15 protein-coding genes are annotated in these 17,083 nt (G+C 65.3%); 6 read left to right on the forward strand and 9 right to left on the reverse strand.

Features of this window, described 5'->3' with window-relative positions; all coding sequences use genetic code 11:
* Positions 1-67: 67 nt before the first annotated feature.
* Positions 68-385 (reverse strand): hypothetical protein, encoded by a 318-nt coding sequence (locus J3U95_RS02155; protein WP_208277070.1) that lies wholly within the window; start codon positions 383-385, stop codon positions 68-70.
* An 8-nt stretch (positions 386-393) separates the two neighbouring features.
* Entirely contained in the window at positions 394-852 is a 459-nt protein-coding gene (locus J3U95_RS02160; RefSeq protein ID WP_208277071.1) for a penicillin-insensitive murein endopeptidase, read from the reverse strand.
* 231 nt (positions 853-1,083) lie between these two features.
* Here J3U95_RS02160 and sodC point away from each other — a divergent pair, with 231 nt between their 5' ends.
* Positions 1,084-1,605 (forward strand): superoxide dismutase family protein, encoded by a 522-nt coding sequence (gene sodC / locus J3U95_RS02165; protein ID WP_208277072.1) that lies wholly within the window; start codon positions 1,084-1,086, stop codon positions 1,603-1,605.
* 51 nt (positions 1,606-1,656) lie between these two features.
* Here the strand turns inward: sodC and J3U95_RS02170 are convergent, their stop codons facing one another.
* The 4 genes from J3U95_RS02170 to J3U95_RS02185 form a co-directional block, all read right to left on the reverse strand.
* Positions 1,657-2,505, reverse strand: coding sequence for an alpha/beta fold hydrolase (locus J3U95_RS02170; RefSeq protein WP_208277073.1), 849 nt, complete (start codon positions 2,503-2,505; stop codon positions 1,657-1,659).
* A 171-nt stretch (positions 2,506-2,676) separates the two neighbouring features.
* Positions 2,677-4,293 carry a M28 family peptidase gene (locus J3U95_RS02175; protein ID WP_208277074.1) on the reverse strand — a complete coding sequence of 539 codons (1,617 nt, stop codon included), beginning with the start codon at positions 4,291-4,293 and terminating at the stop codon, positions 2,677-2,679.
* 71 nt (positions 4,294-4,364) lie between these two features.
* Positions 4,365-6,605, reverse strand: coding sequence for a M28 family peptidase (locus J3U95_RS02180; protein ID WP_208277075.1), 2,241 nt, complete (start codon positions 6,603-6,605; stop codon positions 4,365-4,367).
* Positions 6,606-6,727: 122 nt separating this feature from the next.
* Positions 6,728-7,390 (reverse strand): energy transducer TonB, encoded by a 663-nt coding sequence (locus J3U95_RS02185; RefSeq protein WP_208277076.1) that lies wholly within the window; start codon positions 7,388-7,390, stop codon positions 6,728-6,730.
* Positions 7,391-7,787: 397 nt separating this feature from the next.
* Between J3U95_RS02185 and J3U95_RS02190 the strand changes: the two genes are divergently transcribed.
* From J3U95_RS02190 to J3U95_RS02210, 5 genes are read left to right on the forward strand one after another with little or no spacing between them, the layout of a single operon-like run.
* Positions 7,788-8,438 (forward strand): response regulator, encoded by a 651-nt coding sequence (locus J3U95_RS02190; protein ID WP_123071681.1) that lies wholly within the window; start codon positions 7,788-7,790, stop codon positions 8,436-8,438.
* A 4-nt stretch (positions 8,439-8,442) separates the two neighbouring features.
* Positions 8,443-9,390, forward strand: a complete 948-nt coding sequence (locus J3U95_RS02195) for a hypothetical protein (RefSeq protein WP_208277077.1) — start codon at positions 8,443-8,445, stop codon at positions 9,388-9,390.
* The gene (locus J3U95_RS02200; protein WP_208277078.1) at positions 9,387-10,928 is read left to right on the forward strand and encodes a sensor histidine kinase; all 1,542 of its coding nucleotides are present in this window, start codon (positions 9,387-9,389) and stop codon (positions 10,926-10,928) included. Before J3U95_RS02195 ends, J3U95_RS02200 begins: the two co-directional genes overlap by 4 nt.
* 5 nt (positions 10,929-10,933) lie before the next feature.
* Positions 10,934-12,625: a M14 family zinc carboxypeptidase gene (locus J3U95_RS02205; RefSeq protein WP_208277079.1), complete on the forward strand. Its 1,692-nt coding sequence runs from the start codon at positions 10,934-10,936 to the stop codon at positions 12,623-12,625.
* 48 nt (positions 12,626-12,673) lie between these two features.
* The gene (locus J3U95_RS02210; protein ID WP_208277080.1) at positions 12,674-13,438 is read left to right on the forward strand and encodes a DUF6928 family protein; all 765 of its coding nucleotides are present in this window, start codon (positions 12,674-12,676) and stop codon (positions 13,436-13,438) included.
* A gap of 61 nt (positions 13,439-13,499) precedes the next feature.
* On the opposite strand, the gene J3U95_RS02215 is transcribed toward J3U95_RS02210, so the two are convergent.
* The 3 genes from J3U95_RS02215 to J3U95_RS02225 form a co-directional block, all read right to left on the reverse strand.
* Positions 13,500-15,305 carry a DUF885 domain-containing protein gene (locus J3U95_RS02215; protein ID WP_208277081.1) on the reverse strand — a complete coding sequence of 602 codons (1,806 nt, stop codon included), beginning with the start codon at positions 15,303-15,305 and terminating at the stop codon, positions 13,500-13,502.
* Between the two features lie 19 nt (positions 15,306-15,324).
* Positions 15,325-16,452: a branched-chain amino acid ABC transporter substrate-binding protein gene (locus J3U95_RS02220; RefSeq protein ID WP_208277082.1), complete on the reverse strand. Its 1,128-nt coding sequence runs from the start codon at positions 16,450-16,452 to the stop codon at positions 15,325-15,327.
* An 86-nt stretch (positions 16,453-16,538) separates the two neighbouring features.
* Positions 16,539-17,024 carry an Lrp/AsnC family transcriptional regulator gene (locus J3U95_RS02225; RefSeq protein ID WP_109345463.1) on the reverse strand — a complete coding sequence of 162 codons (486 nt, stop codon included), beginning with the start codon at positions 17,022-17,024 and terminating at the stop codon, positions 16,539-16,541.
* Positions 17,025-17,083: the final 59 nt, after the last annotated feature.

Here is a 17,083-nt window from a genome sequence, read left to right on the forward strand (position 1 = left end):
CAATGCCGCGTTGTAGTCTTTCCAGTTGGTCGTTCGGTACTTCAGCTTTACGGGAGCAATCATGCCGTCAGTTTACCCGTGCTGCGCCTCGGCCGCTGATGGGCCGATTTGTGCAACAAAGCCCTCGAAAGCGGGTTCCACTTCCCTCGGTGCATGCATCATGTTTGTCTGGTCCAATCGCATCGAAGATATGCCTGGCCGCTTCACCTTCAACAGAGAATGCAATCTTCTTGTCGTCCGCCTTCGGAGGGACTGGATCTCCAAGTCCGCCGCCGTACAGCCAGTATGACGCTGTTGCCGGCTTATACGGTTCGAGGTTGTCGCTGGCGACAGCAAGGGGCGAGACCAAGAGGATCAACAAAAAACGCGAGAGTTGAATGTTCATCGCCTGCCTCAAGCTAGCCCAACATGAAAGTGATCGTCGTGCCCACGGCTGGGCCGGACGCCAGTAATGGAAGTGTCATTAAAAATTATCCCTTGAACGTAGGGATGGCGCAGGAATAGTCCAATCAAGACAGCGGTTGCTGCCTGATCATATTGCGGATCGTCGATGCTGCATCCGATTTCACGGCCGTCTTTCCGGATTGTGCGGACATCTACTTGCAGCCCGTCTCGATGTGAGCGATGAGGCTTGAATTCGGCACCATTCGCGAGACTGATATTTCCCACGCCGAACTTTCGGCGGTCGAGTTGACTCCACTGGTAGCCCACCAATAACAGAAGCGTGATCATGCGAGGATGCGCATATTGTCCCTGTCCTTGGCCAGGCATGCCGTAAGTGTAGTAACCGCCACCCTCGTATCGCTGCGGGAGAACGAAGAAGCCACGATTGTCCTGCGGTGATGCTGTCATCGACGCTCTCCAGGATAGGCTTGGACACCATGCCTACTTTAATCAAGCGACATCGCTAAGAGATGACAAAAGGCAAGCATTGAAGAGGAGAGAAAAGGGTGTAGTCGACCAGAAGGTGCATTGATATATGGGGCGGCGCGCCACAGGCCAGCAGAACACCCCCATGCATGAGAATGGTCTACACTGAGTTGGCTTTTTACTATCCCTGTAGATTTCTCGAAGGAGCAAACAATGAAAATGCGATGGATGAGCGCCGTCCTGCTGAGCGCCGTATGCGCTACCGCAAGTGCCGCCGATAACACCGTGACTCTCAAGCTGGCCACCGACAAGGGCGATGGCGCCACCGTTGGCACTGTAAAGCTCAGCGAAACCAAATATGGTGTGGTGTTCACGCCCGACCTCAAGGACCTGCCCACAGGCCTGCACGGCTTCCACATCCACGCCAACGGCAGCTGCGCGCCGAACCAGGCCGACGGCAAGACCGTCCCTGCCGGCGCGGCGGGCGGCCACCTCGACCCGGCCAAGACCAACAAGCACGGCACCCCATGGGGTGACGGCCACCTGGGCGACCTGCCTGCGCTGACCGTTGATGCCAAGGGCGTCGCCACCAATCCAGTCCTGGCGCCGCGCCTGAAGATGTCGGACATCAAGGGAAAGGCCCTGATGGTCCACGTCGGCGGTGACAACCACTCCGATCATCCAGCGCCGCTGGGTGGCGGAGGCGGCCGCATGGCTTGCGGCGTGATCCAGTAAGCCTCGACTCGCACTGAAAGCGGATGGCAGCGCATGGCGCGCCGTCCGCGATCAATCCACGCGTACTTGCCCGCGCAGCCACACCAGGCTCGATGCGGCGTAGTTCATCACCGAGATATGCCCATCGTCCGGCCGCTGCCACAGCTCGGCCCAGCGGCAGTGACGCGCCAGCCATTCGCTGTGCGATGCTGGCACCACGCGATCGCGCATCCCATGCACGAACAGCGTTGGACAGGCGATATGCGTGCAATCGAACCCCCACGGCGTCACATAGGCGATATCGTCATCGATCAAGCCGTCGACCCCTTTGGCCACCGCCGGTCCCACCACGCTGTCGAACCATGACCACGGCCCCGCCAGCGCCTCCCAATCCTCGGGCGTGAACATCTCCCGGTCGAATTCGAGCCCGAGCGCCTCATGATATGCCTTGGCCGCGCGCCCCTGCGCCGCCGCGCGCAACGCCGCCGCGCCATATGCGCCCATGCCTTTGAACCAGTCGAGTCCCTGCGCGTCGGGCGGCGCCAGGCCCGCGATGCTGACCGCGCCCACTACCCGCTCGGGCAGCAGGGCGGCGCAAGCCAGCGCATGCGGCCCGCCGCCCGAATGTCCCATCACCGCGAAGCGCCTGACGCCCAGCCGGTCGGCGATACGCTCGACGTCGAAGGCCGCCGAGGCGACATCCCGCCCGCTGCGTTCCGACGAGCCGCCATACGCCGGGCGGTCGTAGCCGATCCAGCGTATGTGCAGCTGCGCCGCGAGGGCGAACAGCGGCTCGGGCGGGCGGCCGATGTTCGGCGTGCCGTGGTGCCAGAACACGGCCAGCTCCTGCTCGCCGGGTGGCGCCAGGTCGTAGAAGTGCAGCGTGCGGCCGTCGCCGAGCACCAAGTCTTCTTCCCGCATCGTTCGCCTCTCTCGTCAGTGGATCGGAAATCGTTGGCCCCAAAACGGGTCGTTCCCGCGGAGGCGGGAACCTAAGTGTGCCAGCGTTATCGTAACGCGAACAACTTGGGTTCCCGCCTGCGCGGGAACGACGTGCTACTGCTAACTAAACGTGAAGCCTGGCGGGTGCGATTACTTCGCCGCGCGCGCCTTACCGAACGGATCGCCTTCCTTCCACGCCGGCATTTTCGGCGCATCGGCCACCGCGCGGCCCAGGTTCAGCGTGTACTGCGCCTGCTGCACCATGCCCGACAGGTCCCAGCTCGGATCGTATTCGTCATTCGCCTGGTGGTACTTGTCGCGGTAGGTCGCGGCCTTGGCGTTGTTCGCTTCGACGTCCTTCACCCAGCTGCGGCCCGCGCCCACCGAGAAGGCAGGCACGCCGGCCTTGGCGAAGCTGAAGTGGTCGCTGCGGAAGTAGCCGCCGGCCAGGTCAGGCTTGGCCGGAGCCACGCTCAAGCCCATGGCCTGGGCGGTGGCGGCGGCCATCGCGCCCAGTTCGGTGCGCTCGCTGCCTGGTACGCTGACGTCCTTCACCAGACCCACCCAGTTCAGGCTGTCCAGGTTCAGGTTGGCGGCGGTCTTCTCGATCGGCCACAGCGGCTTGGCGACGTAGGCGGCGCTGCCCAGCAGGCCTTGCTCTTCGGCGGCCACCCACAGGAACATCTGGCTGCGCTTGGCCGGATGCTTGACGGCCTGCTCCGCCATCGCCAGCAGCGCGCCGGTGCCCGAGGCGTTGTCGACCGCGCCGTTGAAGATGGTGTCGCCTTCAGTGCCTTGCTTGCCCATGTGGTCCCAGTGCGCGCTGTAGATCACCACTTCGTCCTTCAGCTTCGGATCGGTGCCCGGCACCACGCCGGCCACGTTGAACTCTTCGAGCTTGCGTACTTCCGCGCGCGCCGTGCCCTTCAGGCGGGCCTTCAGGGTCACCGGTTTGAAGTTCTTGTCTTCGGCGGCGGCGCGCAGTTTATCCAGGTCCTGGCCGGCGGCGGCGAACACCTTGCGTGCGGTGTCATCGGTCATCCAGCCCTGCACGCCGGTGCCCACTTTACCTTCGGTGAGCTGGAAGCGCTCGGCGTTGGCCCAGCTGTTCTGCACCACGCTCCAGCCGTACGAGGCCGACTTGTCGGTGTGGATCAGGATGGCGCCGGCCGCGCCCTGGCGCGCCGCTTCCTCGAACTTGTAGGTCCAGCGGCCGTAGTAGGTCAGGCCTTCGCCGTTGAAGCGGTTCGGTTCCGCCGCGGTCGGCAGCGGGTCGTTCACCATCATCACCAGCACCTTGCCCTTCAGGTTCATGCCCTTGAAGTCGTTCCAGCCGCCTTCTTCCGGCGCCACGGTGCCGTAGCCGACGAAGACCAGGTCGGCATCCAGCTTGTGCTCTGCCTTGCCGTCGCCCGGGCCCCAGACCCAGTCAGCGCCGAACTGCAGCGGCAGCGCCTTGCCGCCAGCGGTGATCGCGATGTCGCTCTTGGCCGGCAGCGAACGCACGCCGGCGATCTTGACCGCCTGGCGGAAGCTGTTGCCGTTGGCTGGCTTGAGGCCAGCGGCCTTGGCCTGCGCCTCGAGGTAGGCGACGGTCAGCTCGCCGCCGCGCTGGCCAGTGCCGCGGCCTTCCATGGCGTCGTCGGACAGGTGGGCCAGGTGCGCGCGCAGTGGCGCTTCCTGGACGGTTTGCGCATGGGCCGGATAGGCCAGCGCCAGGCTGCCGGCGAGGGCGGTAAGGACGAGGGAAGAGACGATCTTGTACATAAAATCCTGCGACTTGAGTTGATCGGGAAGGGCACGTTCGTGGCGTGCGCGGAACATTTTATGACAAGTCATCAATAAAATCGCAGGATATCGGTGGACATCGTCATTCCCGATTGTTCCCGTAAATACGGGGCGTCTTCGTCGCGCGACGGTAGCAGGTGCTGGGGCAGGCCGGGCATGCGCTCCTGCACGGTGATCGCGAAAATCTCATCGGGCGCGCTCTCGATCTCGAAGTGCAGCACCCGGTCTTCCATCCCGTACAGCGACAGCAGCCACGGCGCCTCCTTCGACGTGAGCGGCACGCCGTCGAGCCGCGAGCGCAGCGCCTTGGCGCCCGACATGCGCAGCTCGATGTGCGGCGCGCGATTCTTCGAACGCACAGTGAACGTGCCGCGTCGCACCTTGCCGACGGTGTTGAGCAGGGCGAAGCATTCTGGGAAGGCGATCGCATCGTCGCGCGGCGCTTCGGCATACCACTGGCGCGGGCTGTTCCAGCCGAAGACTTCGACGAAGATGGTCGGCTGGCGGCCGGGGAACAGCTGGCCGATCCAGTCGCCCTGCGCCTGCTCCGGCAGCAGCCAGTAAGCGCGCCAGGTGTTCGCGTCCTTGTAGTAGACCAGCCGTTCGAGGCCATCGGATGCGGGTGGCAGCGTGGCGCGCGGCGCCGCCTGTCCGGGCAGGGCGAAGCAGCTTGCGGCCAGCAGCGCCAGCGCGGCGGCGACGGCCGGCGCGATGGACAGCACCAGCAGCAGGCTGGCGAAGCACAGCATCGGCAGCGCCATCAGCATCGGCGGCAGGTACATGTGGTGCGGCGCGAGCAGCAGCCAGGCATCGCGCAGCGCCGGGGGGAACAGCGCAGCGGCCGGCGCCAGCCCGGCCACCAGAATCAGCAGCCGCAGGGCGAAGGCCTGGCGCCGGCCCCAGCGCGACTGCAAGGCCAGGAAGGCGGCCAGCGCCGCCGCCAGCGGCCAGGCCAGCACATAGGCAGCGCCGGGCAAGAAGAAGACAACCAGCAGCAGCGTCAGCGCAGGCCAGGCCAGCGCGCCGAGCACCATCGCCGCGGCGCCGACGCTGCGCCGGAACAGATACAGCCCGGCGACGAAGACGCAGGCCGCGACCACCATTACCACCAGCGGCAGACGATGCTCGCCCGCGAGACCGGCGGCGGCAATCTCTTCGCGCCAGGTCCAGCTGCCGACCCGCACCACGAGCAGCAGGAAGCACACGCCGAACACGCCTTGCGCCGCCTCGACCGCGCCGTCCGCGCCGAACTGGCGGCGCCAGGCGAAGGCCAGCATCAGGCAGGACAGGATCGCCGGCGCCCAGGTGAGCCAAGCCGTGTGCTGCACCAGGCCCACGACGGGCAGCGAAAAATAGGCGGCCGCCGCCTGCGTCCCGCGCTCGAGCGGCGTGTCGCCGTAGGCTTGCGCCAGGCGCAGCATCGCGTCGCCCAGCTGCTGCGGATTCCCTTCGCCGCCGGCGAACAGCAGCACCGGCGTATCGAGCGCCGCCAGCGGACCGACGTGCGGCGCGTCGTTCAGCATGCGCGCCAAGGTCGTCTCGAGCGAGGAGCCGCGCAGCTCGGGCGCGGCGCGCATCCAGCCGGCCAGCGCGACGCCGCCCGCGCCGCTGGTCTCGACCAGGCGCAGCCCTGCATCGCCGGCAGGATCGAACTTGAGCGCCAGGCCGATATTGGGGGCCAGCGGATGCTGTTCGACGAAGCCCTTGGCGCCCAGCGCGCCGACGTGGTGGCCGTCGGCGAACAGCAGCACGACGTCGTTGGCGGGCGGCGCGGCGCGCAGGGAGCGCGCCGTTTCGAGCAGGGCCGCCATGGTGGCGGCGCCGCGCGCGGTATCGCGCATGGCGTTGCCGCTGTCGTAGTGCGCCGTTAGCAGCAGCGCCGGGCGGCGGCCCGCATCCGGCGCGCTGCCGGGAATCCTGGCGACGACGTTATGGACGATGCCGACCGTGTTGTGGATGGCGCCAAAATAATAGACGACCGACTTGCGCACCGTGGCGCGCTGCACCGCCGGCGCCAGCCCCATCGCTCGCAGTTCCGACAGCAGATAGGCGCGCGCCTGGGCATTGCCTTCGGTCGCGATCGAACGCGGACTGGCTGCCAGCACCCGCATGTGCTCCTGCACGCGGGCGTTCCAGCTGTTGGCCGCGATCTCTGCCTTCGGCTCGGGCGGCGCCGGTCGCGTCAACGCCATCCAGCCCAGGATGGCCAGGACTACCAGTCCCAGGCCACCGCCAAGGGCGTGCATGAACCCGGTGAGACGTATCGCCGGTATCGGTGCGCTTGCTTCCATGTGTTCTCTCTCCATTGTTGTTGTGATCGGATATCGCCCGCGCCGGCGTCTATGCGCCAGTCATAGGGGCGAAAAAAAGCCCGCCGGATGAAGATTGGCGGGCTCAAGAGGGGAAAACGGTCTTACTCGAGTGTCCAGACATAGGCGAGCTGCGCCCACCCGGCTTCGGCTGTGCCGCCGTTCATCGCCGGCTGGAATTTGCACAGGCTCAGGGCGTTCACGGCGGCGCGATCGAGCTCACGCGAGCCGCTGGAAGACTGGATGCGGGAGTCCTGCACCCGGCCATCGGTCCCGACCAGCAGCGCCAGCGTCACGGTCCCGGTCTCGCCATTGCGCGCAGCGCGCACCGGATAATCGGGTTTGGCGCAGCCATTGGCGTCGGCCAGCACGGCGCTACGCATCTGGCCGCTGTTCGACGACGGCTCGGCGGCCGGCTGCGGCGGGGCCTCGGACTGGGTCTGCTGGGCCGGTTCGGGCGACGGTTCGGTGCTCGCTTCGATGACCTGTTCGGGCGGCGGCTCGGCGATATCGACTTCCACCTTCGGCACCACGACTTCGGGTGGCGCGGCTTTCACTTGCGGCTTGGGTGGTTCAGGTGGCGGCGCAGGCGGAGGAACCTCAGGCTGAATCCACACCAGCTTGTCTTCCAGCATGGCCGGCAGCGAAATCGACTTGGCGTTCATCGTGCTGATCACGCCCATCGCCACCAGCACGTGCAGGCCGGCCACCAGGGCGAACTTGCCGGCCTTGCCGCCGGCGCCTTGATTGATGTCAGAAAAATGCATGGCAACCTCCTTTATTCGTCCCGCCATCCCTCGGGATGCCAGGTTTACTACCTTGGAAGAATGCATATCTACAGCTCGTTGGAATCAATATATGCTATGTCCTAGCAATTTGCAAATCCATAATCTGGTAAATTTGTTTCTAGTTGTGTGTGCGCCAACGTACCAAGCAGTGCCAGCCGTAGGGTGGACGGCTCCGCCGTCCACGCGTCCAGCAAAAGGAAGCGCCCAAAAAACGCCTGCCAGAGAGCACAAAAGTTCTCCGCCTTTCCATTCGCTTCCCCGCCCGTTGTATGAAATAATTCCCAACTGTGCCGTGGCTTTTCGCCCCGGCCTCAGCAAAGCCAGACCCACGCCAGACACTGGGAAAGCACACCGGCCACGCGCCAGGAGAATCAAATTGGCAGAACAGAACAAACCCATCCGCGTCATGCTCGCGGATGATCACCCGATCGTCATGACCGGTTTCGCCATGTCGCTGGAAGCGGCCGGCATGCAGGTGGTGGGACAGGCCAAGACCCCGAGCGAGGCGACCGCGCTGTACGCCGCCGAGCATCCCGACGTCGCCGTGCTCGACATGCGCTTCGGCACCGAGCTGACCGGCATGGACGCGGCCCAGGCCATCCTCAAGTCCGACCCGTCGGCCAAGATCGTCTTCCTGAGCCAGTTTGACCAGGACAGCCTGATCAAGGAAACCTACCGCCTCGGCGCCCACGCCTTCGTCACCAAGGATTGCGACCCGGCCGACCTGGCCACCGCGGTGCGCCATGCCCACGAGGGCAAGCTGTACTTCCTGCCGCATATCGCATCGCGCCTGGCCAGCATGGCGGTGCGCGGCGAAGTCACGCCGCAGTCGCAGCTCGACGAGCGCGGACTGGAGATCTTCAAGCTGATGGCCGAGGGCATGACCAATGCCGAGATCGCGGAGCGCCTCGACCTGTCGACCAAGACCATCAGCAACATCAGCCAGTCGATCAAGGAAAAGCTGGGCGTGCACCGCCAGGCCAGCATCACGCTGCTGGCGGTCAAGCACGGCCTGATCGAGCCCTGACGCGATGGCCATCCTCCCGCGCCGCATGCCCCACCAGCGCAGGCGCGCGCCCGCGCTGGCGCCGCTGCTGGTCCTTGCCTTCATGCTGGCGCTTGCCGGCAGCGTCCACGCCGCCCAGCAGGCGGAACGCGAGCGCGAAGAAACGCAGGGCTACCGCTTCCAGATCCTGACCGGCGACGACAGCGCCGTCACCCACCGCATCGCCGACGACCTGTACAAGCGCCTGGTGCCCACCTTCGCCGCCTTCCGCACCGAGCTGGCGCAGAAGCGCCGCATGCTGTATGTGGCGATCGGCCCGACCGCGCTGCGCGACGCGCTGTCGCGCCGCTGCGATTGCGTGGTGATCTCGGCCTATACCTCGAGCCAGGTATGGCGCACGCTCACCGCGCGCCTGCCCAAGCCGCGCCGCATGGCCATGACCGCGATCTATGCCGAGCCGGCGCCGAACGACCAGATGCGACTGGCCGAGCTGCTGTACGGCCGCCCGGTGCGTGTCGGCGTGCTGCTCGGCCCCGACACCGCCTTCCTGAAGCCGGCGCTGATTGATGCGACCGAGATCCAGATGTATGCGCCGGGCGACGACCTGAATCACACGCTGGGCAGCATGACGCGCGCCGAGACCTTGCTGGCGCTGCCCGACAGCGACATCTACAACGCCGAGAACGTGCGCAATATCCTGCTCTCGACCTACCGCCGCAAGCAGGGCGTGATCGGCTTCTCGGCCGACATGGTCAAGGTGGGCGCGCTGGCAACCACGTATTCCGAGATCGAGGAGATCAATGCCCAGGTGGCCGAGCTGGCCGCCGACTTCGTGCGCACCGGCGAACTCGATCCGCCGCAGTTCCCGCGCTACTTCCGCACGATCATCAACGAAGGGGTGGCCAGTTCGCTCGACCTGCGCGTGACCGACGCCGCCCGCAACTTCGCACGGCGCGCGCCGCTCCCGCAATGAACCTGCGTTTCTGGCGCGGCTGGGGTGTCGGACGGCGCATGGCCGTCATCACCATGCTGCCCGTGATCCTGCTGTTCACCTCCTTCGTCTGGTATTCCTGGTATGCGCACCGCGCCCAGGTGGCCGAGGAGCTGGCCGAGCGCGGACGCATCCTGGCGCGCGCGCTGGCCGAGACGTCCGAATACAACGTCATCTCGGGCAACCTGTCCGACCTGCGCCTGACCATCAACGGCCTGGTGCAGTCGGACCGCAGCATCTATAAAGTCGACGTGATCGACGGCAGCGGGCGCGCCGCGGTGCGCGTGGTGTCCGACTCGGCCAGCGACGCCCAGGCCCATTACTACGAGGCGCCGATCCGCAAGCAGGTGGTGTGGATCAACCTGTTCTCGGACAACGGCACGCCGCACGTGTCGGCATCGAGCGATTCGCGCCCGCCCACGCTCACCACCGAAGTCGTCGGCTGGGTGCGGGTGACGATGTCGCCGGCGAACATGATGGCCAAGCAGACCGACCGCTTCCAGATCGAGCTGTCGATGGCGGCGCTGGCGCTGGCCGCGAGCGGCATCCTGGCCTGGGTGCTGGCGCGCTCGCTGATCGTGCCGCTGCGCGAGGCGATCGGCACCCTGCGCCAGATCCGGGGCGGCAACTACCGTGTCCATCCGCCGGTCACCACCGGCGGCGAGATCGGCGAGCTGCAGGCCTCGATCGGCGAGATGTCGCTGGCGCTGGACGAATCCAAGCGCGACCTCGAGAACAAGGTGGCCGAGCGCACGCGCGACCTGCTGGCCTCGCGCAACGAGGCGCTGCGCGCCGACGCCGACAAGCGTAAACTCATCCAGAAGGTCAACGAGATCATCGAAGACGAGCGCAAGAGCATCGCGGTCGAGATCCACGACGAGCTCAATGCTTCCCTGATCGCGGCGAGGCTCGAGGCGCAGTCGATCGGCCTGCTGGCGGCCAAGGCGCCGCCAGGGCCCGAAGTCGACGAGATCCGGCGCAAGTCCGAGGCCATCACCAAGCTGGCGCTCGACCTGTACGCCAACGGCCGGCGCCTGGTGCGCCGCCTGCGCCCCGAAGTGCTCGACATGCTGGGCCTGCACGGCGCGGTGGAAGAGATGGTGCGCCACTACGACACCACGTCCGGCTGCCGCTTCGACCTGCACAGCGAGGGCGATTTCGCGCGCCTGTCGAACGAGCTGGCGATTTCCGCCTATCGCATCGTGCAGGAAGCCCTGTCCAACGTCATGAAGCACGCCGCCGCGCGCTCGGCTCACGTCAGCCTGCTGCTGGACGAAGGCAAGGGCATGCTGCGCATCCGCGTGGTCGACGACGGCGCCGGCTTCGACACCGCCAGCGCCTCGGAAGGCATCGGCATCATCGGCATGCGCGAGCGCGCCTATGCGCTGCACGGCACGATCGAGGTGCGCTCCAGCCCGGGCGAAGGCACCGACGTCGCGATCGCGCTGCCGCTCAACCTGCCGGCCCAGGCTCAAGCCGTGCCGGCGACGATTTCCGAAGCATCAACCTCACAACGATAAGATCCATGTCCACTGAACTGCTGACGCCCTACGAGAAGGGCAACCTGAACCAGACCACCACCTGGCTTGATTGCATCGCCTGGTACGAAGACCTCGCGCGCCGCTTCCCTTCCGTGCTGCGCTTCGAAAAGGTCGGCGTATCGGATGCGGGCGTGCCGATCCACGCGGGCGTGGTCAGCAGCGATGGCGTGTTCGAACGCGAGGCAATCAAGCTCGCCGGCCGGCCGGTCTTCTTCAACAATAACGGCATCCACCCGGGCGAGCCGGAAGGCGTCGACGGCTGCATGGCGATCGTGCGCGACTTCTGCCTGCAGCCCGAGAAACTGGCGGCGCTGGGCAAGACCGTGTTCCTGTTCGTCCCGCTGTACAACGTGGACGGCAGCTTCAACCGCGCCGACACCTCGCGCGTGAACCAGGACGGGCCGGAGCAGTTCGGCTTTCGCGGCAACAGCCGCCACCTCGACCTGAACCGCGACTTCGTCAAGTGCGACACCCTGACCGCGCGCACGTTCAATCAGCTGTTCACGAGCTGGGATCCGGACGTGATGGTCGACACCCATACCTCGAATGGCGCCGACTACAGCTACACGATGACCCTGATCCACACCCAGGCCGACAAGCTGGGCGGCGGCCTGGGCGAATTCCTGCGGGCCGAGATGCTGCCCGCGATGTACGCCGGCATGGATGCGCGCGGCTGGCCGACCTGCCCCTACGTGAATCCGGTCAAGGACAGCCCGGACCACGGCATCGCCGAGTTCCTCGAAACGGCGCGCTTCTCTACCGGCTACGCGGCGCTGCACCATACGATCGGCTTCATGCCCGAAACGCATATGCTCAAGCCGTTCAAGGACCGCTACGAGTCGATGGTGGCGCTGGTCGAAGTGGCGCTCGAGTTCACCGTCAAGAACGCCGGCCGCATCCAGGCGCTGCGCCGCGCGGCGCGCGAGGAAGGCCGCAAACAAAGTGAATGGCCGGTGCGCTGGAAGATGGACGAAGCCAATCCGTCGAGCTTCCGCTTCAAGGGCTATGAAGCCAAATACAGGAAGAGCGCCATCGGCGACTATACCCGCCTGTACTACGACCGCAGCAGCCCGTGGGAACGCGACATCGCCTATTACAACAGCTTCCCGGTCGACGTCGCGGTGCCGGCGCCGCAAGCCTATGTGGTGCCGCAGCAGTGGCGCGAGGCGATCGAACGCCTGGAATGGAATGGCGTGCGCATGGAGCGCATCGAGGCGGATCGCCTGCAGGAAGTGACGTACTACCAGATCCGGTCGGTGACGTCGCGCCCGTCGGCCTACGAAGGCCATCTGTTCCACGACGAGGTGGTGCTGGAGCGCCGCATCGGGCAGGTCCTGCTGCGCGCCGGCGACTACATCGTGCTGCTGGACCAGGACCGGGCGCGCTATGCGGTCGAGACGCTCGAGCCGCTGGCGCACGACAGCTTCTTCCGCTGGGGCTTCTTCAACAGCGTGCTGGAGAAGAAGGAGCATTACTCGGATTATGTGTTCGAGGACGAGGCCGAGAAGCTGCTGGCGGAGGAGCCCGAGCTGGCGGCGAAGTTTGCCGAGTGGAAGGCGGCGAATCCTGGGCTGCTGAGCAGCCAGGAGGCGGTGCTGGACTTCATCTACGCCAACTGCGCGCGTTATCGCGAGCCGGAGTGGAACCGCTATCCGGTGTTCATGATCGCGCGCTAGAAGCCAGCCGGCGACATGTTACGTCGGCGTAACGAGCAGGGGGAGACAGTGGGAAACAAGACCGCGATACTGGCTTACGTGGATGAAGGCAGTGATCTGCATTCTGTCCTGAAGTCGCGGCCAGTACTGGACCGCGAAGCCACGGCACTGGCGCTCGCTGAGTTGTTTCCCTCGCATAAGGCGATGCCACTTGCGGACGGTCACCTCGGGAGCGTCTATCCTCCGCGCGATGAAGTCGGCATCGCTTGCTATCCCGGCCTTACGATCGTGTCCGCACAAGCCCTGATTGTCGAACCAAGCCAGCTCGATCAGCGCTTCCTCGAATTCGCCAAGGGCAGGACGATGCTGCATCACGTGACAATCAGCACGGTCGATGCTTTCTCTTACGGGGTATGGAAGAACGGGGAGCTGGTCCGCGCGTTGTCGATGAGTTCGGATGGTGTCACTGAGGATATCGGTGCGCCACGTGCGGTCGAATTGCCCTACTGGGCCGGCAAGTATCCATGCGCGGACGACGACGCAGATGACGACGGGCTTGTCGAGCTCGATGAGCATGACCGCCCCGAGTTTGGCGACGATCTCGAAGGTAGTGCAGTGGATCGCCATGCCGGTTCGCTGCCATTTCACCCGCTTGAGCTGGGGGATGCGGTGTTGCTCGATTTGTTTGGCTATGCCTTGGACGGCTACGATGCCGAAACCCAACTGGATCCGGACAGCATCGCGCTCATGCGATTTACGCTGAGGCAGACTGCGCGCCAACAAACCGGCAGTGACCCGGTCGTAGGCATGAGACCGTGGTGGAAGTTCTGGTAGAGCAGCGTCAAGTGCGGAGACGAAGGACAAGCGTCCGCATCCGCACTCGCATCACATCACCTTATTTGGAAGCCGCAATCCACCGATCGACCTTCGCCTCCAGCACCGCCAGCGGCAAGGTGCCTTCGTCCAGCACGACCTCGTGGAACTTCGGCAGGCTGAATTTATCGCCCAGCGCCGCCTGCGCACGCTGGCGCAGTTCCATGATCTTCAGCGAACCGATCTTGTACGCCAGCGCCTGGCCCGGCATCACCATATAGCGCTCGATCTGGGCGCGCGCTTCCAGTTCGGAGTAGCCCAGCGTATCGCGGAAGTACTTGATGCCCTGGTCGCGGCTCCAGCCCTTGGTGTGCATGCCGGTGTCGACCACCAGGCGCGCGGCGCGCAGCATCTCGTCGTTCAGGTGGCCGAAATAATCTTCCGGCTGCTCGAACAGGCCCATCTCCTTGCCCAGGGTCTCGGCATACAGCGCCCAGCCTTCGGTGAAGGCGGTGTTGCCGCCGAACTTGCGGAAGTTGGGCAGGCCCAGCTCCTGCAGCAGCGCGATGTGGAAGTGGTGGCCCGGCTGGCCTTCATGCAGGTACAGCGTGACCATGCCGGTGCGGCCGTACTTGGTCGGGTCGTTCACGACCGACCAGAACACGCCCGGACGCGAGCCGTCGGCGGCCGGCGCCGAGTAGTGGTCCGATGCGGTCTCGCGCGTCAGTTCAGGCTCCAGCCGCACTTCCAGCGGCGCTTTCGGCATCAGGGTGAACAGGGCCGGCAGCTTGGCGCGCACTTGCGTGTCCAGCTTCTGGAACACCTCGATCACCTGCTGGTCGGTGGTGAACGGCTTGTACTTCGGCTGCTCCGACACCCACTTCGGCAGGCCGGCGGCCGGGCCGGTATAACCCATCTTCGGGCCGATCTTGCCGTATTCGCCCTGGATGCGCGCCACTTCCTTCAGGCCGATCGCATGGATCTGCTCCGGCGTCATATCGGTCGTGGTCATCGCCGCCACGCGCGCCTTGTACCACTCGGCGCCGTTCGGCAGCGCGTTCCAGCCGGCCGTGGTGCGGGTCTTCGGCAGGTAGTCCTTCTCGACGTAGCTGGCCAGGCGGTCCAGGGCCGGATTGAGCTTGTCGATCGTCTTGCGATAGGCCTCGCTCAGGCTGCGCTTGTCGGCGGCCGAGAAGCCTTCCGGCAGCTTCTTGATCGGGGTGTAGAAGATGCTGGCTTCGGCGGTCTTGGCCTGCAGCTGCTTGAGCTGCGGCAGCAGCGACTGGATCGGCTGGCGCGGATGCACGATGCCGCGCTTGACGCCTTCGCGCATGTTCGCGATCGACTGGTCGATGTAGGCCACCATCTGGTCCAGGCGGTTCAGGTAGTTGCGGTAGTCCTTCGGCGTGGCGAACGGCTGGGCGCCTTCGCCGCCGGCGTAGTTCGCGATGAAGGCCGGCATATTGAACATCTGGTCCATCGGCAGCAGGTGCTCGGGGAAGGCGCCCAGGCGCAGCGCGGTCTCGAGCTCGAACTTGACGATGTCGTAGCTGGCCTGCTCGTGCGCATTCAGGCGCTCGCGCGGGATCGAGGCCAGGCGCTTCAGGTAGCCGCGGTACAGCGCAAACTGCGCTTCGCGGTTCTTCGGCGCGATCGACAGGCCGAGCTGGTCGAAGAAGCGGCCGTCGCCGCTCTCGGTCGCCCACACCGGCTCGAAGCGGGCATAGGCCTCGTAGTACTCGTCGACCAGCTTGTCGATCGCCTTGCCGGCCTCGGTCGTGGCGACCTTCTGCCTGGCGGGGGCATCGGCAGCAGGCGCGGCCTGCACGGATGCGCAGACGAGCAGGGCGCCAATCGCCAGCGCGCCGAGCTTGAAGTTCTCTCTCATCGTTTTTTTCCTTGTTGGATCAGTAGCTGGCCAGCGGCGTCAACACGCCGTTCTTGAAGGTGTACACCGTCACGGCCGTTTTCTTGAGATTGCCCTTGGCGTCGTAGCCGTAGGCGCCGACCACGCCCTGGTAGCTGATCGCGTGCATCGCGGCGCCGACCTGCTTGGCATCGACCGACTTCGCCTGCTGGATCGCCTGGGCGATGAATTTGGTCTGGTCGTAGAACGACGGCGCGTAGACGTCCGGATCGCGGCCGAAGCGCTTCTTGTAGCTGGCCAGGAAGGCCGGGCCGCCCGGCTGCTGGGCGACGATGGCGCCGGCCTGCGCGCAGCGCACGTTCTCGCCGACCGCGGCGCCGCCCAGCCTGGCCATCTCGGGGCTGCACAGGGTGTCTCCGCCCAGCAGCGGCACGTTCAGGCCCAGCTGCTTCATCTGGCGCGCCATCGGGGCGCCTTGCGGGGCGTAGCCACCAAAGAAGATCGCGTCCACCTTCTTGGCGCGCAGCGAGGTCAGGATCGCGGCGAAGTCGCTCGCCTTGTCGTTGGTGAATTCGTGGCCCGCGACCTTGATGCCGGCCTTCTGCGCCTGGCGCTTGAATTCCATCGCGATGCCCTGGCCGAAAGCGGTGCGATCGTCGATCACGCCGACGTTCTTGACCTTGAGCTCCTTGGCCGCATAGCCGGCGACCGACGCTCCTACCTGCGTGTCGCTGGCCACGATCCGAAACACCGTCGGGTAGCCGGCGCTCGTGATCTTGGGGTTGGTGCCGACGGTCGACATCAGGATGCCGTTGTCGTTGTAGACGCGCGAAGCCGGAATCGCCACGCCCGAGTTGTATGGGCCGAGCACGTACTTGACGCCGGCGTCGGCGAACTTCTGGGCCACGGTCACGCCCTGTTTCGGGTCGCCCGCGTCGTCCTCGGACTGCAGCACGAAGCGCAGCACGTTGCCGCCCACCTGGATCTTCTGTGCGTTGAGTTCTTCGATGGCGAGGCGCACGCCGTTTTCATTGTCCTTGCCGGCGAAGGCGTTGGAACCCGACAGCGGGCCGCTCACGCCGATCTTCACGACTTGTTCCGCGGCGGTTGCCTGGACGGCGAACAGCGCCGCCAGCGCCAGCGGCGCCATCTTTATTTTCGATCGCATTCCCTTGGTCTCCGTTGATGTCAACGGCCGCCATCATCGCACGATCGCACGCCGGGCGAAAGCGCCAGGCGTCCGCGTAAACACGCTCAGGCCGGCACGCCGTGCGAGATCAGTTCGAGCGGCAGGGCGGTGGTGGACTTGATCTGTTCCATCGAGAAGGCGGACGACACGCCGTTCAGGCGCGCGGTCTTGATCAGCTTTTTATAGAAGCGGTCGTAGCCGGCGATGTCGGTGGTGACGACCTTGAGCAGGTAGTCGACGTCGCCGCTCATGCGATGGAACTCCAGCACTTCGGGCAGGGCGATCACGGCGGCGGCGAAGCGCGACAGCCATTTTTCGTCATGCTCGGTGGTCTTGATGCTGACGAAGACGGTCACCGGCAGGCCGACCTTTTCGCGGTTGACGATGCTGACGCGGCTTTCGATATAGCCGTCTTCCTCGAGGCGCTTGACGCGTTTCCAGCACGGCGTGCTGGAAAGGCCGACCTTTTCGCTCAGGCCCGAGATGGAGAGGGTGGCATCCGCCTGCAAGGCGGCGAGAATCGCACAATCAAACTTGTCGAGTGAGTTCATATTCCGTAAAGCTTGTTTATAAGAATAATTATTCTATTAACAGCCCACAAATCGAGAAA

This window comes from Massilia oculi, assembly GCF_017582745.1.
GTDB lineage: Bacteria > Pseudomonadota > Gammaproteobacteria > Burkholderiales > Burkholderiaceae_D > Telluria > Telluria oculi_A.